Here is a 20,676-nt window from a genome sequence, read left to right on the forward strand (position 1 = left end):
TCCTGATCACGTCACACTCACATATGCCCAAAATTGCCACTCCTCCATGCTTTCAGATGCTGCCTTTTGCACCAGACAGAGCGGGAGTCCGATAGCTCTTCGCCTGCTCGTTTTGATCTCCGCCGTGAGGCTCATTCCCATGCCGATCCTGATCGGCTTGCGATCCTCGCCCGCATGCAGCGCACCACGCGCCGGACATGCCGGCGGCGCCTCTTCGATTTCGGATGTCAATGTGCTAAGCACCGAATACCCGAAGTACTCCTGCAGAACGCGACGCAGGAAGATGCCTGTGGCTTCATCTGCATTGCTAGCCGGCTGGCGCGAATGAACGAGCTTGATTTCCATCGCTTGACTCCCTTTCCGAAGTACCGCTGAGATCAGGAATTGCGGCTGCTTGCCCGAAGCGACTTGCGTCTTCTGTGCGCTGCATGCCGCCGGCTCAGCAAGCGCCGTCATCGGCAATCCGGTCGCCAGCATGAAAAGGAAGAAAAGCAGGCATCTGCCGCGCCAAACATTCATTTCTTTTCCCCACATACTCCGTCGGTTGAGCGCAGCCAAATGCATTGGCCCGGGACAGTTCGTATCCGGCCATCAGGGCCCACTTCGATGCAGCTAACTTCAGCGGGGACCACGCCGCCGCTGACGATTCGGATGGGATTGCGCGTCGGCCCGCTCACAGGCCAATTCCAGCTGCCGTTCTCTTTGACGCGCGACTCATGGCAAAGAACGTATTCCCGAAGCGAGGGCCCCAACGGCACCTGCGGTCGATAGTCGTCCGCCGCCGCGTCGATGGCGACAATGGCCGTCGGCGGCACCGTTTCAAGCGGGCTGATGCAGCCGGCAACATGCAGAGCGGTCAACCCGATTGCGAGGGCATAAAGGATGCGGATGGCAGGGCGGTAGACCTGCGCCGATGTGCCGGCAACCGCAATACACCGCGAATACCGGTTCTCCTTCATGCCAATCGTCTGAATTTCGTGCATCTCGATCTGCTCCTTGATGTGGCTTGTGAACTCATCGCTCACGCAAGCTTTCACTCGTCGACCTCTGCACCGGGCTCAGCAGAAATTCAATAATCCGCCGCTTGCCTGTCTTGATCTCCGCCGTGAGGTTCATCCCCGGAGACAGCTTGATCGGCTTGCCATCCACGTCGATGGTTGTTGCCCCAAGGTTCAGCGTCACCGGGAAGATCGCCCCACGTTTCTCGTCGTTCACTGCATCTGCCGTGACCCTCCTGACCGTTGCGCTGACCGTGCCGTAGCGCGTATACGGGAAGGTTTCCAGCTTGATCGTGGCTTCCTGGCGGGTGTTGACGAAGCCGATGTCCTTGTTGTCGAGCGTCACCTCGGCGGTCACCTGGGCGCCGTCGGGCACGATCACCATGAGCGGCTGCGCCTCCGTGACCACACCGCCTTCGGTGTGCGTGGCAAGCTGCTGCACCGTGCCCGCTACCGGCGCCTTGAGCGTTGTCAGACGCTCGCGCTGCCCGGCCTTTGCCAGGTCCTGCGTACCCTGCTGGCGCTTCAGTTCAGCCGCAGCCTCACGCGTCCTCAGGCTGTGCTTGGTCTCGGCAATATAGGCGGCCCTTGTGCTCTCGCTTTCACGCAGCGTGGCATTGGCTTCGGCGAGCCGGGCGCGTTGCGTCGCGAGGTCGCGCTCCATCTCGATGCGCTCCCTTGTGCGGTCCTGGTTCGCATGGCTGGACATGAAGCCCTGGTTGGCCAATTGATGGAAGTCGGCCTCTCTCTGCCTGGCGATCGGCACCGTCGTCTCCAGCTTGGCGACCATTTCACGCACGGTCGCGATCTCTGCCTGGCGACGCTTGATCTCAGACGCCGCTTTGACGAGCTTGGCAGTGATGTCGCTCCACTCGTCGCTTAGTTGCGCTTGAGTTGCGGTGGTGTCGACCTCCGTCCAACCGCTGGGGATCGTCTTGCCCAACTCGGGGGCACGAGAGGTTGCTGATGCGTTGAGCGCCTGCAGCAGCGCGCGCGTGCGTAGCAGCTCGGACTGGACGGACTTCAGTTGCTCGTTGATGCTGGTCTTGTCTGCGTTCGCCGTCGTTGGATCGAGTTCGACCAGCGGTTGTCCCGCTTCGACGTGATCCCCATCTCTGACCAGCACCCGCTTGACCACGCTCACGTCCAGCGGCTGGATGATCTTCGTGCGCTCGCTCACGACGATCTTGCCGGGCGCCACTGCCACGATGTCGATCGCCCCGAAGATGGCCCAGGTCAATGCAATGAGGAACAGCGCGATCAGCGCACAGGCCAAGCGCCTTGGTGCCGGATGCACGGGCGTGTCCTGCAGGCTCAAAGCCGCCGGCAGGAAGGCCGCTTCATCGGACAGGCGCCTGGGGCCGGCGAGTTCGTGGCGGTGCTTCCAGGCGGCCTTGAATATCGCGCCGTATCGGCCAAGCAACTCGAAGACCGGGTGACGAACGGTTGGCACATTGGCCGCAGGTGCCGTGGTGGGGACTGCCGATGTCATGCCGCCGCTCCCGATCCAGCTCCTTCGGTCGGCAGTCCCCCGTCCTGCATCGCCCACAAGTGCGCATAGATGCCCTTGGGTCGTTTCAAGAGGACTTCGTGCGTGCCGCCTTCGACAATTCGGCCCTTGTCCATCACGATGATCCGGTCGGCACGCCGCACGGCGCTCAGCCGGTGGGCAATGATGAAGACGGTGCGCCCCTTGCAGATGTGCGCCATGTTGCGTTGCACGATGGACTCGCTCTCGTAGTCCAGCGCACTGGTGGCCTCGTCGAAGATCAGGATTCGCGGGTGCGTGAAGAGCGCGCGGGCGATGGCGACCCGCTGGCGCTGCCCGCCCGAGAGGCCGGCGCCCTGCTCGCCGACCATGGTGTCGTAGCCCTCGGGCAGCTCGCTGATGAACTCATGGGCGCCAGCAAGCCGGGCCGCGTGGATGATCGCTTCTAGCGGAGCCGCCGGATCGACGATGGCGATGTTCTCGCGCACGCTGCGGTTGAACAGGGTGTTCTCCTGCAGCACCACGCCCACCTGTCTTCGCAGTTGCGCCGCATCGATCAGGCTGATGTCGATGCCGTCGACCAGCAGCCGCCCTTGCTCAGGGGTGTAGAGACGCTGTACGAGCTTGGTCAGCGTGCTTTTGCCGGAGCCCGAGCGCCCGACGATGCCGATGACTTCGCCGGGGCGCACGTCCAAGCTGACGCTGTTGAGCACAGGGGCTGCTTCGGGGCGGTAGCGGAAGCTCAGGTTGTCCAGCGTGACGCGGCCCTTTAGCGCCGGGAGTTGGGCCGCGGTACTGGGCGCGACTTCAGTGCGGGTGTTGAGAATGTCGCCCAGGCGTGCCATGGAGATCCCGGTCTGCTGGAAGTCGGTCCACAGCTGGGCCATGCGCATGATGGGCTGGCTCACACGCTGGGCGAACATGTTGAAGGCGACGAACTGGCCGACCGTCAGTTCGTTGTTCATCACGAGATGCGCGCCGTACCAGAGGGTTGCGGCGTTGACGAGCTTGCCGATGAGGTTGACGCCCTCGTGCGCCCAGCTGGCGAGGTTCTGGGTTCTGAAGCTGGCCGAGACGTAAGCTGCGAGCTGGTTGTCCCAGCGGCGCCCGAAGGCGGGCTCGAGTGCTGTGGCCTTGACTGTCTGGATGGCGCTGACGGTTTCCACCAGCATGGCCTGGTTCTCTGCCCCGCGGGCAAACTTCTCGTCCAGGCGACGGCGCAGGATGGGCACCACCGCGAGGCTCAGGCCGAAGTACAGCGGCATGCTCGCGAGCACGATAAGAGTCAGGGGCACGCTGTAGAACAGCATGACGGCCACGAAGATGACGGAGAAGACGACGTCGAGCAGCACCGTCAGCGCGTTGCCGGTGAGGAAACTGCGGATGTTCTCGAGCTCGCGCACGCGGGCGACCGAATCGCCGACGCGCCGGGCCTGGAAGTAGGCGAGAGGCAACTGCACGAGGTGACGGAACAGCCGCGCGCCGAGTTCGACGTCAATGCGGTTGGTGGTGTGGCTGAAGACGTAGCTGCGCACGCCGTTCAACAGCGACTCGAAGACGACGACGACCACGAGGCCGATGACGAGCACGTCCAGTGTGGTCACACCGCGGTGCACCAGCACCTTGTCCATGACCACTTGGAAGAACAGCGGACTGACCAGCGCGAAGAGCTGCAGGATGAAGGAGATGAAAAGCACTTCGCCCAGCAACTTGCGGTGCTTGACGAGGCTGGGAATGAACCAGGAAAAGTCGAACTTGGCGAGTTCGCCCGCCAGGCTGGCGCGGCTGGTGATGAGGATGAGTTCACCGGTCCAATGCGCAGCGAAGACGTCCAGGGGTTCGATGACGGGGCGTGCGGTTTCTGCAGCAGGGTCTTGCAGCAGGATGCGTTGCGCATCGCACTGGGCGAGGATGACGAAGCGCTCGCTGCCGTCGTCGTTGCGCAGCACGGCCAGCGCAGGCAGCGGAGTCAAAGACAGGCGCTCAGGTGTGGTGCGAGAGGATTTGGCCTTGAGGCCGAGGTGCTTGGCTGCGCGCAGCAGCGTGGCGATGTCTATCGGCTCTGAAGGCGTCAGGCCCAGCTGGTGCGCCAGCAGCGGCGCATCAGCAGCTATCTGGTGGAAGCGTGCGATGGTGCACAGCCCTGTCAAGGCCGCCATGGCCAAAGTCGGCAGTTGCGCCCCTGCGGATTCTCCAAGCGCATCCGACCGCGCGTCGGCCCCGGGCGAGGCCGCCATCATGCTCGTCATTCACTTTCTCCCTGTTCTGAACTCTTCGGTTCAGGTCTCAGGAAGATATCGCGGCAGCTCGTTCTTCTGTCAAAGAAAAGAGAAAAGACAGGGCCTGTAGATCGGCAAACAACGCAATGTCAAAAAAGACAGAGCTGCGCTTTTCCAATGTTTACAACCCCGCATGACGGGCTCATCTCGCGCCCCGTCCCTTGCGCCGCTCGATGAACGCAATGATCTCCCCCATGATCCCCTTGCGAAACGCGAGCACGCAAATCACGAAGATCAAGCCCGTGACCATGGTCACCGACTCGCCCAGCGTGTTGAACCAGTCGATGGTCGTGAGGCGCGCCAGGAAGTTGCCGAGTTCGCCGATCTTGTTCTCCAGCAGCACCACCACCGCCGAACCCACCAGCGGACCGGAGAGCGTGCCCAGCCCGCCCACCAGCGTCATCAGGATGACCTGGCCCGACGCCGTCCAGTGCACGTCGGACAGCGTGGCGAAGCCCAGCACCAGGGTCTTGAGCGAACCGGCCAGGCCCGACAGCGCGGCGGAGATCACGAAGGCCAGCAGCTTGAAGCGGTTCACGTCGTAGCCCAGCGACAGCGCGCGCGGCTCGTTCTCCTTGATGCCCTTCAACACCTGGCCGAACGGCGAGTGGATGGTGCGCACGATCAGCAAGAACGCCAACACCACCACCACCAGCGCCACGTAGTACATCGTGAGGTCGTTCGACAGGTCGATCAAGCCGAACAGCTTGCCGCGCGGCACGCCCTGAAGGCCGTCTTCGCCGCCCGTGAACTTGGCCTGCAGCGCGACGAAGAACATCATCTGCGCGAGCGCCAGCGTGATCATCGCGAAGTAGATGCCCTGTCGGCGGATGGCCACCACGCCGAAGATCCAGCCCAGGAAGCCGCCGGCGAGCGTGCCCGCGACGAGGCCCAGCTCAGGCGTGAGGCCCCAGACCTTCATGGCATGGCCCGCGACGTAAGCGGAGCCACCCAGAAAGGCCGCGTGGCCGAACGACAGCAGGCCCGTGAAACCCAGCAGCAGGTTGAACGCCGCGGCAAACAGTGCGAAGCACATGAGCTTCATCACGAACACCGGGTAGGCGCCGAAGAACGGCGCCAGGATCAGCGCGACCAGCAGCAGGCCGTAGACGACGGTGGATATTTTTTTCATGTTCATGGTGCCGCTCGCCTTACTTCTCTTTGCCGAACAGGCCGGCGGGGCGAATCAACAGCACGATGACCATGATCACGAACACGACCGTGGACGAAGCCTCGGGATAGAAAACCTTGGTGAACCCCTCGATCACACCGAGCCCGAGCCCTGTAAGGATGGCCCCCATGATCGAGCCCATGCCACCGATGACGACCACCGCGAACACCACGATGATGAGGTTCTGCCCCATCAGCGGCGACACCTGGATCACCGGCGCGGCGAGCACGCCGGCGAATGCCGCCAGCCCCGCGCCGAAGGCGTAGGTCAGCGTGATCATCAGCGGCACGTTGACGCCGAAGGCCTCCACCAGCCGCGGGTTCTCGGTGCCGGCGCGCAGGTAGGCGCCCAGGCGCGTCTTCTCGATGACGTACCAGGTGGCGAAGCACACCACCAGCGAGGCCACGACCACCCAGGCGCGGTAGTTGGGCAGCACCATGAAGCCCAGGTCGGTGGCGCTCGACAGCGCCTCGGGCGCGTCGTAGGCCAGGCCCGACACACCGTAGACCGAGCGGAACACGCCCTCGATCAGCAGCGTGAGCCCCAGCGTGAGCAGCAGGCCGTAGAGGTGGTCGAGCTTGTAGATCCAGCGCAGCAGCAGCCGCTCGATCAGCACGCCGAACAGGCCGATGACGAGGGGCGCGGCGACGAGCATCACCCAGTAGTTGATGCCGAAATATTCCATCGCCATCCAGGTCAGGATGGCGCCCATCATGAACAGCGCGCCGTGCGCGAAGTTGATGACGTTGAGCAGGCCGAAGATCACCGCGAGCCCGAGGCTCAGGATGGCGTAGAACGAGCCGTTCACCAGCCCCAGGAGGAGCTGGCTCAGCAGGCCGGGAAGGGAAATGGTCATAAGCGTTTCAAGGAACCCGGGCGCCGCTGCGGCGCCCGCGAACAATCACTTCCAGAGGGCGCACCTGCTCTCGGCCTTGGTGGTGAAGACGTCGTCGCCCTTGAGCTTCTGCACCACCTTGTAGTAGTCCCACGGCTCCTTCGATTCGGCCGGCGACTTCACCTGCATGAGGTACATGTCGTGCACGAAACGGCCGTCGGCGCGCACGCTGCCCTTGGCGTAGAAGTCGTCGATCGGTGTCTTCCTGATCTGCGCCATGACGGTGTCGGCGTCGGTGCTCTTGGCAGCCTGCACGGCCTTCAGGTAGGTCGTGGTGGCCGAGTAGTCGGCGGCCTGGATGTCGGTGGGCATGCGCTTGGTCTTCTCGAAGAAACGCTTGCCGAAGGCGCGCGTCTTGTCGTCCAGGTTCCAGTCCCAGCTGGTGGTGAGCAGCAGGCCTTCGGTGTTCTTCAGGCCCAGGCTGTGCACGTCGGTCACGAACACCAGCAGGCCTACCATCTTCATGGTCTTGGAAATGCCGAATTCCTTGGCCGCCTTGATGGCGTTGATGGTGTCGCCGCCCGCGTTGGCCAGCGCCAGCACCTGGGCCTTGGAGTTCTGCGCCTGCAGCAGGAAGGATGAGAAGTCGGAGGTGTTCAGCGGATGCTTCACGCTGCCCACCACGGTGCCGCCCTTCTCCTTCACGACCTTGGACGCATCGGCTTCCAGGGCCTGGCCGAAGGCGTAGTCGGCGGTCAGGAAGAACCAGCTCTTGTCGCCGCGCGCAATCACCGCGCTGCCGGTGCCCTTGGCCAGCGCCACGGTGTCGTAGGCGTAGTGCACGGTGTAGGGGCTGCACTGCTCGTTGGTGAGCGCCGAGCTGCCCGCGCCGTTCACGATGAACACGCGCTTCTTCTCCTGCGCGACCTTGGCCATGGCCAGGCCGGTGCCCGAGCTGGTGCCCCCGAACAGCATCGTGAGGCCCTGCGTGTCGATCCATTCGCGCGCCTTGGAAGCGGCGATGTCGGCCTTGTTCTGGTGGTCGGCCTGCAGCAGCTCGATGGGCATGCCGTTGACCTTGCCGCCGAAGTCGTCGATGGCCATCTGGATGGCGAGGGCGCCGTTCTTGCCCTCCACATCGGCGTAGAGGCTGGACATGTCGGTGATGAAACCGATCTTGACCTTGTCCTGCGCCTGCGCGGCGCCGACAGCCATCAGACAGGTGGCCAGCAGGCAGGCGGAAGCGATGAGCGTGCGTTTCATGGGAGGGTCCTCGGTGACTTCGGTGGGTGAATCGCGAACGGTGTCAGCCGGTTACTTCCAGGCCGCGCATTTCGTTTCGGCCTTCGTGGTGAAGACCTGCTCGCCGGGCAGCACCTTGAGCACCTTCAGGTAGTCCCACGGCTTCTTCGACTCGGCGGGCGACTTCGCCTCGACCAGGTACATGTCGTGAATGAAGCTGCCGTCGGCGCGGATCTGGCCCTTGCCGTAGAAGTCGTCGATCTTCATGCTCTTGAGCTGCGCCATCACCTTGTCGGAGTCGGTGGTCTTGGCGGTGGCCACGGCCTTCAGGTAGGTGGTGGTGGCCGAGTAGTCGGCGGCCTGCACGTCGGTGGGCATGCGCTTGGTCTTCTCGAAGAAGCGGTTGGCGAACTTGCGCGTGTCGTCGTTCAGGTCCCAGTACCAGCTGGTGGTGTGCAGCAGGCCTTCGGTGTTCTTCAGGCCCAGGCTGTGGATGTCGCTCAGAAAGACCAGCAGGCCCGCCGTCTTCATGGTCTTGTTGATGCCGAATTCCTTCGACGCCTTGATGGCGTTGATGGTGTCGCCGCCGGCGTTGGCCAGCCCCAGGATCTGCGCCTTGGAGTTCTGCGCCTGCAGCAGGAACGAAGAGAAGTCCGACGCGTTCAGCGGATGGCGCACCGCGCCCACCACCGTGCCGCCCTTCTCTTTCACCACCTTGGTGGTGTCGGCCTCGAGCGCGTGGCCGAAGGCGTAGTCGGCCGTCAGGAAGAACCAGCTCTTGCCGCCGCGGTCGACCACCGCTGCGCCCGTGCCCTTGGCCAGCGCCACGGTGTCGTAGGCGTAGTGCACGGTGTAGGGGCTGCACTGCTCGTTGGTGAGCACCGAGCTGCCGGCGCCGTTGTTGAAGTACACCCGCTTCTTTTCTTCAGCCACCTTGGCCGTGGCCAGCGCGGTGCCGGAGTTGGTGCCGCCGAAGATCATGGTCACGCCGGCCGTGTCGACCCACTCGCGGGCCTTGGAGGCGGCGATGTCGGCCTTGTTCTGGTGGTCGGCCACCAGCAGCTCGATGGGCTGGCCCAGCACCTTGCCGCCGAAGTCGTCGATGGCCATCTGGATGGCGGTGGCGCCGCCCTTGCCTTCGAGGTCGGCGTACAGGCTGGACAGGTCGGTGACGAAGCCGATCTTCACTTTTTCCTGCGCCTGCGCGACGCCCGCGCTGAAGGCGAGCATGGCGACGGCGGTGGCGATGAGGCCGAGTTTCTTGTTCATGGTGTTGTCTCTTGAAAGAATCTTTGTGGGATGAGGAAGCGAGGTCTCGTGGACTTTTCTTGTTCAGACGCCGAGCAGCTCGGTGAGCACGGGCATCTTGGCTTCGAGCTCGGCTGCGCCGAACTTCTCGACGATGCGGCCGTGCTCCATCACGTAGAAGCGGTCGGCCAGCGGCGCGGCGAAGCGGAAGTTCTGCTCCACCATCACGATGGTGTAGCCCTTGGCGCGCAGCGTGGTGATCATGCGGGCCAGCGCCTGAACGATGACCGGTGCCAGGCCTTCTGAAATCTCGTCGAGCAAGAGCAGCTTGGCGCCCGTGCGCAGAATGCGCGCCACGGCCAGCATCTGCTGCTCGCCGCCCGACAGGCGCGTGCCCTGGCTGTGGCGGCGCTCGGCCAGGTTGGGGAACATGGCGTAGATCTCTTCGACCGACATGCCCGGCCCAGCGCCCTTGAGCTCGGGCGGCAGCAGCAGGTTTTCTTCGCACGAGAGGCTCGCGAAGATGCCGCGCTCTTCGGGGCAATAGCAGATGCCCAGGTGGGCGATGCGGTGCGTCGGCATCGCGATCGTTTCCTTGCCGTGGACCTCGATGCTGCCCTTGCGCGAACCCGTCAGTCCCATGATGGCGCGAAGCGTGGTGGTGCGGCCTGCGCCGTTGCGGCCCAGCAGCGTGACGACTTCGCCGGGTTGCACGACCATGTCGACACCGTGCAGCACGTGCGATTCACCGTACCAGGCCTGCAGGCCCTTGATTTCGAGTGCGGCGGTCATGTCAGTGCACGCCTTGCATCTGGCCGTCGGTGGTGCCCATGTAGGCCTCCATGACCTGCGGGTTCTTCGAGACTTCGGCGTACGGGCCCTCGGCCAGCACGGCACCGCGTTGCAGCACGGTGATGGTGTCGGCAATGGTCGAGACCACGCTCATGTTGTGTTCGACCATCAGGATGGTGCGCCCGGCCGACACGCGCTTGATGAGTTCGGCCACGCGGTGCACGTCTTCGTGGCCCATGCCCTGGGTGGGCTCGTCGAGCAGCATCAGCTCGGGTTCCATGGCCAGGGTGGTGGCGATCTCGAGCGCGCGCTTGCGCCCGTAGGGCAGGTTCACGGTCTGCTCGTCGGCAAGGTCTTCGAGGCCCACTTCAGCGAGCAGTTCGCGCGCGCGCGCATCGAGCGGCTTGAGCGACTTCTCGCTCTTCCAGAAGTGGTACGAGGTGCCCAGCCGGCGCTGCAGGCCCAGGCGCACGTTTTCCAGCAGCGTGAGGTGCGGGAACACGGCCGAGATCTGGAACGAGCGGATGATGCCGCGCCGCGCGATCTGCGCGGGGCGCTCGCCCGTGATGTCCTGCCCGTTGAACAGGATCGTGCCGGTGGTCGGCTCGAGAAACTTCGTCAGCAGGTTGAAGCAGGTCGTCTTGCCGGCGCCGTTGGGGCCGATGAGTGCGTGGATCGAGCCGCGCACCACCGACAGGTCGACCTTGCTGACCGCGGTGAACCCTTTGAATTCCTTGGTGAGCTGGCGTGTTTCGAGGATGACGTCGCTCATCTCGCGAAGTCGCCCGGATGCGGAAAAAGAAAGTCGGTCATGCGGCCCATCTGAATGCGCCACTACCGGGCGCGGACTGATTGTTGGTGGGCGTCATGCAATTTCATACTGGGGCAAATGCCTATGCTGCAGTGCAACCTGTGCAGAGGCGTCCGGCGCAAAAATGGGCGACTGTCGTTGCGATGACAAAGAAGCCGTTCCTCTCCTGCAAAACGCCCGGATGGCTATCGCCACCAGCCCCCCAGATCGCCCACCCTCCGACCGCCCTTTCTTCGATGCCGAACTTCCGCTCACCCGACTTCCTGGCCGACCACATCCTGCACACGCTCGCGTTCTACGACCCGCGCAGCCTGGACGCCTCGGGCGGCTTCTTTCATTTCTACAAGGATGACGGCGCGGTGTACGACCGGCGCACGCGCCATCTGGTGAGCAGCACGCGCTTCGTCTTCAACAACGCCATGGCCTACCGGCGCTTCGGCAATCCGGCGCATCAGAAGGCGGCACGCCACGGCCTGGCCTTTCTTCAGCAAGGCCACGCGAAGCCCCAAGGCGGATATGCCTGGCAGATCGACTGGCAAGCGCACGGCGCCACCGTGCAGGACGCCACCAACCACTGCTACGGCCTGGCCTTCGTGCTGCTCGCGCATGCGCATGCGCTGATGGCCGGCGTGGAAGAAGCGCGCGCGGGGCTGGCACGCACATGGGACTTGATGGAGCAGCATTTCTGGGAGCCCCAGCACCAGCTATACGCCGACGAGGCCACGGTCGACTGGCGCGTGGGCGACTACCGCGGTCAGAACGCCAACATGCATGCCTGCGAGGCGATGCTCGCCGCCTTCGAGGCCACGCGGGAGCCCCGCTACCTCGACCGCGCGCTGGCGCTCGCCGAAGCGGTCACCGGCAAGCAGGCCGCATTGGCCAACGGACTGGTCTGGGAGCACTACCGCGAAGACTGGTCGGTCGACTGGGACTACAACCGCGGCGACAAGACCAACATCTTCCGCCCCTGGGGTTTCCAGACCGGGCACCTCACCGAATGGACCAAGCTGCTGCTGCAGCTGGAGCGGCACCTGGCCGCGGCGGGCCGCGAAGCCGAATGGATCGTGCCGCGCGCCCGGCACTTCTTCGACACCGCCATGTTCCGCGGCTGGGACGCCGACAACGGCGGGCTGGTCTACGGCTTCGGGCCCGACGGCACGGTGTGCGACGGCGACAAATACTTCTGGGTGCAGGCCGAGAGCTTCGCCGCGGCAGCGCTGCTCGCGGTGCGCACCGGCGAGCCGGGCTACTGGGACTGGTACGACAGCATCTGGGCGTACAGCTGGGCGCACTTCGTCGATCACCGGCACGGCGCCTGGTACCGCATCCTCACGCCGCAGAACCGCAAGATCAGCGACGAGAAGAGCCCGGCCGGCAAGACCGACTATCACACCATGGGCGCGTGCTACGACGTGCTGCGCGCGCTCGGCACGTAAAAACCCCCGGGTCTCCTTGAAGAAGCCCGGGGGTCGAGTGGTTTGCCTGTCGGCTGTCGGTCAGTGCGCGCCGGCGGCAGCGTCGCCGCCCGAGCCGCCCTTTTGCGGCTTTGCCAGCCACACCAGCGGAATCAGCAGCAGGAACAAGATGGCGGACGCATAGAAGATGTCGTTCGTGGCCAGCATGTAGGCCTGCTGGTCGACGATGCGGTTGATCTGCCCCAGCACCTGGTCGGAGCTGAAGCCGCTGCTCGCAAGACCCGACATCGCGCTGGTCGCCGCGTTGTTGCCCTGGTTGATCGTCTCCGACAGTTGCGCGTGGTGCAGCGTGGCGCGGTTGTCCCACAGCGTGGTGGTGAGCGACGTGCCCATGGCACCGGCCGTGATGCGCAGGAAGTTCGACAGCCCCGACGCCGCCGGAATACGGTCGGGCGTGAGGCCCGACAGCGTGATGGTCACCAGCGGGATGAAGAAGAACGCCATCGCGATGCCCTGGATGATCGTCGGGATGATGATCGTCACGAAGTCGGCCTGCGTGTTGAAGTTCGACCGCATCCACAGCACCAGCGCGAACACCAGGAACGAGAAGGTCGCATAGCGCCGCGGATCGATCTTGCCCACCGTGAGCCCGACGATCGGCGAGAAGAAGATCGCCAGCATCCCCACGGGTGCCATGATCATCCCAGCCTGCGTGGCGGTGTAGCCCATCCACTGCTGCAGCCACAGCGGCAGCAGCACCACGTTGCCGAAGAACAGGCCGTACGCCACGGCGGTGGCCACGGCCCCCGACCAGAAGTTGCGGCGCTTGAACAGCGACAGGTCGACCACCGGATGCTTGTCGGTCAGCTCCCAGATCAGGAAGAACGCGAAGCCGACCACGGCGATCACGGCCATGGCGATGATCTGCGGCGAATGGAACCAGTCGAGCTCCTTGCCCTTGTCGAGCATGAGCTGCATCGAGCCGACCCACAGCACCAGCAGCGCCAGGCCGATGGCGTCGATGGGCACCTTGTGCGTGGTGCTCTCGCGCTTGCGGTACAGCGCCCAGGTGATGGAAGCCGCGACGATGCCCACCGGGATGTTGATGTAGAAGATCCAGGGCCACGAGATGTTGTCGGTGATCCAGCCGCCCAGGAGCGGCCCCATCACCGGCGCGACCAGCGTGGTCATGGACCACATCGCCATGGCCAGGCCCGCCTTGGCGCGCGGGTAGCTCGACAGCAGCAGCGTCTGCGACAGCGGAATCATCGGGCCGGCGACAAAGCCCTGCAACGCACGAAAGGCGATCAGCGTGGTCATGTTGGGTGCCAGGCCGCACAGCAGCGAGGCGGCCATGAACAGGATCACGCTGGCCATGAACAGGCGGACCTGCCCGAAGCGCTGGGTCATGAAACCCGTGAGCGGCACCGCGATGGCGTTGGCCACCGCGAAGCTGGTGATGACCCAGGTGCCTTGCGTGGTGCTCACGCCCAGGTCACCGGAGATGGCGGGCAACGACACGTTGGCGATCGACGAGTCGAGCACGTTCATGAAGGTCGCCGCGGAAAGCGCGATGGTGCCCCACACGCGGGCCGAGCCCTCGAGTGGCGCGTGCGCTATGTAGGCAGGAGCAGCGGTGGCCATGTGCGGTCGCGCGGACTGTTTACCCGAAGCAGGCGCCGGCGATCAGCCCGGCTGGCCCTGCACGGCGGCCGATGCCGCGGCGGGCGTGGCCGTTGGCGCGGCCGAGCCCTTGGCCGGCACGTCGGCGGCAGCCGGTGCGCTGCGCCCGAGGTTGGCCGCAACGATGCGGTCCACTTCGGCGTCGGCGCCGTGGTCGAGCTTGCTGTACACCGCCGTCTGCGTCAGCGCGGTGGGGCGCGGCGCGTCGGCGAGCATCTTGCCGCTCTTGGACGAGATGTCGATCTCCGCGTCCATCGACAGGCCGATGCGCAGCGGGTTGGCCTTGAGCTGCTCGGGGTCGAGCGCGATGCGCACGGGCACGCGCTGCACCACCTTGATCCAGTTGCCGGTGGCGTTCTGCGCGGGCAGCAGTGCAAACGCGCTGCCGGTGCCCACGCCGAGGCCGGCGACCTTGCCGGTGTATTCGACCTTCTTGCCGTACAGGTCGGCCGTGAGCTTCACGGGCTGGTCGATGCGGATGTTGCGCAGCTGCACTTCCTTGAAGTTGGCATCGACCCACAGCTGGTTGAGCGGCACGATCGACATCATCGGCGTGCCAGCAGCCACACGCTGGCCGAGCTGCACGGTGCGCTTGGCCACGTAGCCATCGACCGGCGCGGGCATGGCGACGCGCTGCGTGGCCAGGTAGGCCTCGCGCACCTTGGAGGCAGCAGCCAGCACGCTCGGGTGCTGGGCCACGCTGGTGCCTTCGGTCAGCGACTGGTTGCTGACCAAGGCTTCCTTAGCAGCGACCACACCGGCCTGCGCGGCAGCGAGCTGGCTCTTGGCGGTGTCGAGCTGCGTCTCGGCATGGTTGAGTTCTTCTTTAGACACGGCGCCGTTGCCCGACAGCGCGCGGCGGCGCTGCAGGTCGTCCTGCGCCTTGGCGATGTCGCTGCGCGCCTTGACGATGTCCGACTGGCGCAGCGTGACCTGCGCGGCCAGCGAGCCATTGTTGGCGTACAGCGTGCGCACCTGGCGCACGGCCTGCGCGAGCGTGGCCTCGGCCTGCTCGAGCGCTACCTTGGCGTCGGCCGGATCGAGCTGCACCAGCGGCTGGCCGGCCCTGACGAAGTCGGTGTCGTCGGCGCCGATGGCCATGACGGTGCCGCCGATCTGCGGCGTGATCTGGATGACGTTGCCCGACACGTAGGCGTTGTCGGTGTCCTCGTAGTGGCTGGCCACCAGCCATTCGTAGAGGCCCCAGCCGCCGCCGGCGACGATCACCACCGCGGCGAGCGCGGTGAGTGCGCGGCGGCGCTTGCCGTTGCTGGCGGGCGCCTCGGGCGCGGTGGGGTTGGCGGAGGCTGCGGCAGCAGCGGGCGTCGGAGTGTTGTTATCGCTCATGGTGAAGTTCTTTCCGAAGACGGGGGAGACGGGGGAGTCGAGTCAGTTCAGTGGTTCAGTTCAGTGCGGCCGTCGCCGTGGCCGGGGGCTGCCAGCCGCCGCCCAGTGCGCGCGCCAGCGCCACCTGCGTGTCGAGCGCGCGCGCGGCGAGATCGACCGCCAGGCGGCGTTGCGCCAGCACGGCGGTTTCTGCCGTCAGCACGTTGAGGTAGTTGCCCAGGCCCGCGCGGTAGCGCTGCAGGGCGATGTCGTAGGCGCCTTCGGCGGCCGTTTGCGCGGCGCGCTGCTCGGTCTGCTGGCGCGTGATCGACTGCGCGCTGGCCACCTGGTCGGCGGCGTCGCGCACGGCGTCGATCACGGCGGCGTTGTAGCTTTCGATGGCCACGTCGAGGTCGGCCGACTTGCCGCGCAGGTTGGCGCGCAGCTTGCCGCCTTCGAAGATCGGCAGGCTGATGGCCGGGCCCACGCCCCACTGCTCGCTGCCCGACTTGAGCAGCTTGCCGAAGCCCAGGCTCTGGAAGCCGGCGAAAGCCGTGAGGTTCACGTTGGGATAGAACAGCGTCCTGGCGTTGGCCACGTCGCTGGTGGCCGCCTCGACGCGCCAGCGCGCGGCCGCGATGTCGGCGCGGCGGCCCAGCAGGTCGGCGGGAATGTTGGCCTGCAGGGCCATCGTCTTCACGCCGTCGAGCACCGGCGGCTTGAGCGAGGCCGACACGTTGGGCTGGCCCACGAGCGCGTCGAGCGCATGCTGCTGCAGTGCGATCTGCTCGTTGAGCGCTTCGATCTGCTGGCGTGCTTCTGGCAGGCCGCCTTCGCTCTGGTTCAGTTCAAGGCGGGTGTCTAGACCGGCGGACACGCGGTCACGCACCAGCCTGAGGGTTTCGTCGCGCTGGGCCAGCGTGCGCCGTGCCACCGTGAGCTGGTCGTTCAGGCGCGCCCACTGGAAGTAGCTGCGCGCCACGTTGCTCGCGAGCAGCACGCGGGCTGCATCGGCATCGGCGGCCGCGGCGTTGGCGGCGCCGATGGCGGTGTCCAGCGCGCTGCGGTTCTTGCCGAAGAAGTCGAGCTCCCAGCTGGCGCTGAGCTGCAGCAGGCCGATGTTTTGCGTGGAGCCGCCCAGCGGTGCCGGGTAGATGTAGTTGCTGTTGAACTTCTGGCGGTTCAGGTCGAGGTCGCCCTTGACCTGCGGCTTGAGGGCCGCGCCGGCGATGTCCGCCGAGGCCTGCGCGCGCGCAAGGCGGGCCTGCGCGACCTGCAGGTTCGGGTTGCCGGCCACGGCCTGGTCGATCAGCGCATTGAGCTGCGTGTCGCCGAACGCGAACCACCACTGGCCGTCGAGCCGGGACGCCGGCACTGCGGCGGTGTCGGGCGCGATGCCCAGCGACGAGGCGTCGCGCAGCTTGGCCTGCGAGCCGATGCCGGCCATGTCGGCACAGCCGGCCAGTGCGACCACCAGCAACGCGGCGGCCACGACGGAAGTGCGACGCGGTGCGGCAGCTGCGACAGGAGCGCGACGCGGTGCGCGCACGGCGAGGGAATCAGTCATTTTTATCTCCACGGACCGCGAGGGCCTGTGCGTTGTCGAGGATGCGGCGCAAGTAGCCCTTCAGCTGCTCCCATTCCTCATTGGAAAAACCTGCAAGGTGTTCGTTCTGGACGCGGCTCAGCACGTAAGGCACTTCCTTGGCGGCGGAACGGCCTTCGTCGGTGAGCTCGATGTTGACCACGCGGCGGTCTTCGAGCGAGCGCACGCGCCGGCACAGGCCCTTGGCCTCCAGGCGGTCGAGCAGGCGCGTCATGGCGCCGGTATCGAGCTCGCAGGCGCGGGCCAGTTCGGCCACCGTGGTGGCGGCGCCTACATGCAATTTGTAGAGAGGCACCCACTGCGGATAGGTCGGGCTGCCGGGTTCGCAGATGCGGCTTTCGATCGACTGGCCGACGGCTGTCACGATGCGGCGCATCAGGTAACCGATGCTCTCCTCGGTCTGGTAAGTCTCCGGCCGATAGAAGGCGGCAGGCGCGCGACGCTCGGCGTCGGCGGAGGCCGACGAAGCTTGGTTGGAATTTGCATCGCTCATGGCCAAAATATTAGCTGTCATGACAGTTATTGTCAAGGCTGCCTTTGTAAGGGCAAGGGATCGTTAGAATCAGCGCATGGCTTCTACCGCACCGTCTTCCCAGGCCAAGGGCTCGCCCCGGTCACTGTCGGGCCTGAGCCCTTTTCTTCGCCCCTACCGCGTCCAGATCGTCCTGGCGGCCGTCTTTTTGGTGATGGCAGCGGTCACCACGCTGGCTTTCCCTATCGCCTTGCGCAGCTTGATTGACGGAGGCTTGATCAACCCCGACAAGGGCGCGCAGACCATGGCGCTGCGCGAACACTTCGGCGCCCTCTTCGCGGTGGCCGTGGCACTGGGCCTTTTCTCGGCGGCGCGCTTCTACACGGTGAGCTGGCTGGGCGAGCGGGTCACCGCCGACATCCGCAACGCGGTCTACGGCCATGTGCTGACGCAGAGCCCGGCGTTCTTCGAAACCACGCAGACCGGCGAAGTGCTGTCGCGCCTGACGGCCGACACCACGCTGGTCCAGACGGTGGTGGGCTCGTCGCTGAGCATGGGCCTGCGCAATGCGGTCATGGGCGTGGGCGCACTGGCCGTGCTGGTATGGACCAACCCCTACGTGATGGTGCAGGTGCTAGGCATCCTGGTGCTGGTGGTGCTGCCGAGCATGTGGTTCGGCCGCCGCGTGCGCAAGTTGTCGCGCGCCAGCCAGGACCGCGTGGCCGATTCGAGCGCCATCGCCGCCGAAGTGCTGAACGCCATTCCCGTGGTGCAGAGCTACACGGCCGAAGGCCGCGAGGCGGCGCGCTTCAACGACTCGACCGAAAACGCCTTCAGCACCGCGGTGCGGCGCACCAAGGCGCGCTCTGTGCTGGTCGCGTTCATCATCATCGCGACCTCCGCCGCGCTGCTGTGGGGCTTGTACCAGGGCACGCAGGCGGTGCTGCGAGGCGACATCACGGCCGGCCACCTGGGCCAGACCGTGGTCTACGTTGCCATCCTGGCGAGCGCCACCGCCGTGCTCGGCGAGGTGTACGGCGACCTGCTGCGCGCCGCCGGTGCCACCGAGCGCCTGATGGAACTGCTGCATGCGCCCGCGGCCATCGTTTCACCGGCGAATCCAGCAGTTACGCCCGTCCCTGTTGCGGGTAGCGCCATCAAATTCGATGCGGTCACTTTCCACTACCCGTCGCGGCCCGGCACGCCGGCGCTGCGCGACTTCAGCCTGGACGTCGCGCCCGGCGAAACCGTTGCGCTGGTGGGCTCCAGCGGCGCCGGCAAGAGCACGGTGTTTCAGCTGCTGCTGCGCTACTACGACCCGCAATCGGGCCGCCTGCTGCTCGACGGCACGCCGCTGGCGTCGCTCGCCCTGCCCGACATGCGCACCCGCATCGGCCTGGTGCCGCAGGACGCGGTGATCTTCTCGACCAGCGCTTTCGAGAACATCCGCTACGGCCGTCCGGAGGCCACCGCCGACGAGGTGCATGCCGCCGCCCGCGCCGCCTTCGCGCACGACTTCCTGCAAGCGCTGCCCGAGGGCTACGACACCTTCCTGGGCGAGCGCGGCGTGCGCCTCTCGGGCGGACAGCGCCAGCGCATCGCGATTGCGCGTGCCATCCTCAAGAACCCGCCGCTGCTGCTGCTCGACGAAGCCACGAGCGCGCTCGATGCGGAAAGCGAACGCATGGTGCAGGCGGCACTGGAATCGGCGATGGAAAACCGCACCACGGTCGTGATCGCCCACCGGCTGGCGACCGTGCAGAAGGCCGACCGCATCGTGGTGCTGGACCACGGCGGCATCGTCGAGCAGGGAACGCACGCGACGCTGGTCGCCCAGGGTGGCGTCTATGCGCGCCTGGCCGCGCTCCAGTTCACAGCCTGAGCAGCCGCGAACCACGGCCACGGGCCGGTTACTGCAGGGTTTCCTTGAGCGCCGCCGGCATCGGCAGCGCCATCACCGCAATGCCTTCGTCGAGCAGTGCCTCGGTCTGCTGCGGCGTGGCCTGGCCGCGGATGCCGCGTTCCTGGGCTTCGCCATAGTGCATCTTGCGGGCTTCGTCGGCGAAGCGGTCGCCGACGTCCTCGGTCTTCGCCATCACCTCGCGCACGGCGCGCATCCAGCGGGCTTCGGGTGAAAGCTCTGTGGAAACGCTCGAAGACCCGGACGAAGAGGCGGCCGGCGCAGTGGCTTCCTGCGGCGCCTTCGCGTTGCCGAGATTGAGGCGCGGCGCGCTCAGCAGCTTGACGATGGCGGTGTCGCCGCACACCGGGCATTCGACCAGTCCGCCCGCCAGCTGGGTCTCGAAGGCCTCGGCGGACGCGAACCAGCCTTCGAAGCCATGGCCGTGTGCGCAGCGGAGATCGAGAACCTTCATGCGCGAATTATCCGGCGCCGCCTTGTTCGGGCACGGGCTTCCAGTCCAGTGCCCATGCGCCGGACACAACGTTCTGCAGCCAGAGCGTGCAGGTCAGCGTCTTGGCATCGGTCACGCCGCCGTCGCGGCACCACCCGGCCAGCTCTGCGGGCGTGGCGGTGAACACGTCGAGAAACTCGCCGTGGTCGAGCTGGCGCTCGCCGAGCGTGAGGCCGCGCGCAAAGTAGATGTGGATGATCTCGGTCGAGTACGCCACCGCCAGATGCATCGCACCCGCGTGCGCCCATTCGCGCGCGGTGTAGCCGGTTTCCTCGAGCAGCTCGCGCCGGCCGCAGACGAAGGGGTCTTCGCCCGCGTCGAGCTTGCCGGCCGGGAACTCGATCATCACGTGGCCGACCGGATAGCGAAACTGCCGCTCCAGCACCACGCGTCCGTCGTCCAGCAACGGAATCACCACCACGGCGCCCGGGTGCACCACGTACTCGCGCGTGGCGCTGTGGCCGTCGGGCAGGCGGATGGTGTCGCGCTTGGCCTGCAGGAAGTTGCCCTTGAAGAGCTCCTCGCTGCGGAGCAACTCTTCCTTCAGGTGCGAATCGGTGGTGGGTGAAGTCATGTCGTCAGTGCCTGTGTTTCATCAGGTAGCGCCAGGTGAACCCCGGAAAGGCCAGCACGATGAACAGCGCACCGGTCACCGCGTAGAACTCCCAGCCCTGCGGTGCGATCTGCCCTGCCCTGCGTTCGAACAGCAGCCCGATGCCGCCGGCCAGAAAGTACAAGACCACCAGTTCGGCCAGGCGCACTGCGAGCGACTTGGGTCGCATGGGCAGTGGCACGGCGCCGAACAGGCGGTCGTTGAAGAAAGGCAGGTTGGCGGCCACCAGGGCCACCAGCAGGACAACCCAGACCGACGCGGTTTGCGACACCGGGTGTTGCG

At 65.8% G+C, this 20,676-nt stretch carries 19 protein-coding genes; 2 read left to right on the forward strand and 17 right to left on the reverse strand.

The genetic code is table 11. The features are described from left to right. Positions 1-6: 6 nt before the first annotated feature. From ACSFA5_RS11350 to ACSFA5_RS11395, 10 genes are all read right to left on the reverse strand, one after another. The gene (locus ACSFA5_RS11350; protein WP_435444138.1) at positions 7-519 is read right to left on the reverse strand and encodes a hypothetical protein; all 513 of its coding nucleotides are present in this window, start codon (positions 517-519) and stop codon (positions 7-9) included. Further along, positions 516-1,025, reverse strand: coding sequence for a hypothetical protein (locus tag ACSFA5_RS11355; protein WP_435444139.1), 510 nt, complete (start codon positions 1,023-1,025; stop codon positions 516-518). Before ACSFA5_RS11355 ends, ACSFA5_RS11350 begins: the two co-directional genes overlap by 4 nt. Then, the gene (locus ACSFA5_RS11360) at positions 1,015-2,490 is read right to left on the reverse strand and encodes an HlyD family type I secretion periplasmic adaptor subunit (RefSeq protein ID WP_435444140.1); all 1,476 of its coding nucleotides are present in this window, start codon (positions 2,488-2,490) and stop codon (positions 1,015-1,017) included. Before ACSFA5_RS11360 ends, ACSFA5_RS11355 begins: the two co-directional genes overlap by 11 nt. Continuing rightward, on the reverse strand, positions 2,487-4,646 hold the full coding sequence (locus tag ACSFA5_RS11365; RefSeq protein WP_435444141.1) for a type I secretion system permease/ATPase: 2,160 nt from the start codon (positions 4,644-4,646) through the stop codon (positions 2,487-2,489). Before ACSFA5_RS11365 ends, ACSFA5_RS11360 begins: the two co-directional genes overlap by 4 nt. A gap of 262 nt (positions 4,647-4,908) precedes the next feature. Beyond that, complete coding sequence (locus ACSFA5_RS11370) at positions 4,909-5,904, reverse strand: branched-chain amino acid ABC transporter permease (RefSeq protein WP_435444142.1); 996 nt, start codon at positions 5,902-5,904, stop codon at positions 4,909-4,911. Positions 5,905-5,917: 13 nt separating this feature from the next. After that, complete coding sequence (locus ACSFA5_RS11375; protein ID WP_435444143.1) at positions 5,918-6,793, reverse strand: branched-chain amino acid ABC transporter permease; 876 nt, start codon at positions 6,791-6,793, stop codon at positions 5,918-5,920. A 45-nt stretch (positions 6,794-6,838) separates the two neighbouring features. Beyond that, complete coding sequence (locus ACSFA5_RS11380; protein WP_435444144.1) at positions 6,839-8,035, reverse strand: ABC transporter substrate-binding protein; 1,197 nt, start codon at positions 8,033-8,035, stop codon at positions 6,839-6,841. Positions 8,036-8,086: 51 nt separating this feature from the next. Beyond that, complete coding sequence (locus tag ACSFA5_RS11385; RefSeq protein WP_435444752.1) at positions 8,087-9,244, reverse strand: ABC transporter substrate-binding protein; 1,158 nt, start codon at positions 9,242-9,244, stop codon at positions 8,087-8,089. A gap of 102 nt (positions 9,245-9,346) precedes the next feature. After that, entirely contained in the window at positions 9,347-10,054 is a 708-nt protein-coding gene (locus ACSFA5_RS11390; protein ID WP_435444145.1) for an ABC transporter ATP-binding protein, read from the reverse strand. Between the two features lies 1 nt (position 10,055). Further along, the gene (locus tag ACSFA5_RS11395; RefSeq protein WP_435444146.1) at positions 10,056-10,826 is read right to left on the reverse strand and encodes an ABC transporter ATP-binding protein; all 771 of its coding nucleotides are present in this window, start codon (positions 10,824-10,826) and stop codon (positions 10,056-10,058) included. A gap of 275 nt (positions 10,827-11,101) precedes the next feature. Between ACSFA5_RS11395 and ACSFA5_RS11400 the strand changes: the two genes are divergently transcribed. After that, positions 11,102-12,301, forward strand: coding sequence for an AGE family epimerase/isomerase (locus tag ACSFA5_RS11400; RefSeq protein ID WP_435444147.1), 1,200 nt, complete (start codon positions 11,102-11,104; stop codon positions 12,299-12,301). Positions 12,302-12,361: 60 nt separating this feature from the next. Here ACSFA5_RS11400 and ACSFA5_RS11405 read toward each other — a convergent pair whose 3' ends face one another. From ACSFA5_RS11405 to ACSFA5_RS11420, 4 genes are read right to left on the reverse strand one after another with little or no spacing between them, the layout of a single operon-like run. After that, the gene (locus ACSFA5_RS11405) at positions 12,362-13,924 is read right to left on the reverse strand and encodes a DHA2 family efflux MFS transporter permease subunit (RefSeq protein ID WP_435444148.1); all 1,563 of its coding nucleotides are present in this window, start codon (positions 13,922-13,924) and stop codon (positions 12,362-12,364) included. Positions 13,925-13,966: 42 nt separating this feature from the next. After that, a complete protein-coding gene (locus tag ACSFA5_RS11410; RefSeq protein ID WP_435444149.1) occupies positions 13,967-15,310 on the reverse strand; it encodes an HlyD family secretion protein in 1,344 nt (447 codons plus the stop codon). Positions 15,311-15,365: 55 nt separating this feature from the next. Beyond that, a complete protein-coding gene (locus ACSFA5_RS11415; RefSeq protein ID WP_435444150.1) occupies positions 15,366-16,856 on the reverse strand; it encodes an efflux transporter outer membrane subunit in 1,491 nt (496 codons plus the stop codon). Next, on the reverse strand, positions 16,849-17,388 hold the full coding sequence (locus ACSFA5_RS11420; protein WP_435444151.1) for a MarR family winged helix-turn-helix transcriptional regulator: 540 nt from the start codon (positions 17,386-17,388) through the stop codon (positions 16,849-16,851). Before ACSFA5_RS11420 ends, ACSFA5_RS11415 begins: the two co-directional genes overlap by 8 nt. Positions 17,389-17,464: 76 nt before the next feature. On the opposite strand from ACSFA5_RS11420, the gene ACSFA5_RS11425 reads away from it, so the two are divergent. After that, complete coding sequence (locus ACSFA5_RS11425; RefSeq protein ID WP_435444152.1) at positions 17,465-19,249, forward strand: ABC transporter transmembrane domain-containing protein; 1,785 nt, start codon at positions 17,465-17,467, stop codon at positions 19,247-19,249. A 28-nt stretch (positions 19,250-19,277) separates the two neighbouring features. Here the strand turns inward: ACSFA5_RS11425 and ACSFA5_RS11430 are convergent, their stop codons facing one another. From ACSFA5_RS11430 to ACSFA5_RS11440, 3 genes are read right to left on the reverse strand one after another with little or no spacing between them, the layout of a single operon-like run. Then, positions 19,278-19,742, reverse strand: a complete 465-nt coding sequence (locus ACSFA5_RS11430) for a DUF1178 family protein (protein ID WP_435444153.1) — start codon at positions 19,740-19,742, stop codon at positions 19,278-19,280. Positions 19,743-19,749: 7 nt separating this feature from the next. After that, complete coding sequence (locus ACSFA5_RS11435) at positions 19,750-20,355, reverse strand: NUDIX domain-containing protein (RefSeq protein WP_435444154.1); 606 nt, start codon at positions 20,353-20,355, stop codon at positions 19,750-19,752. Positions 20,356-20,359: 4 nt separating this feature from the next. Continuing rightward, complete coding sequence (locus ACSFA5_RS11440; protein WP_435444155.1) at positions 20,360-20,665, reverse strand: DUF2818 family protein; 306 nt, start codon at positions 20,663-20,665, stop codon at positions 20,360-20,362. Positions 20,666-20,676: the final 11 nt, after the last annotated feature.

Origin of the sequence: Variovorax monticola (assembly GCF_051216855.1) — a bacterium.
GTDB lineage: Bacteria > Pseudomonadota > Gammaproteobacteria > Burkholderiales > Burkholderiaceae_C > Variovorax.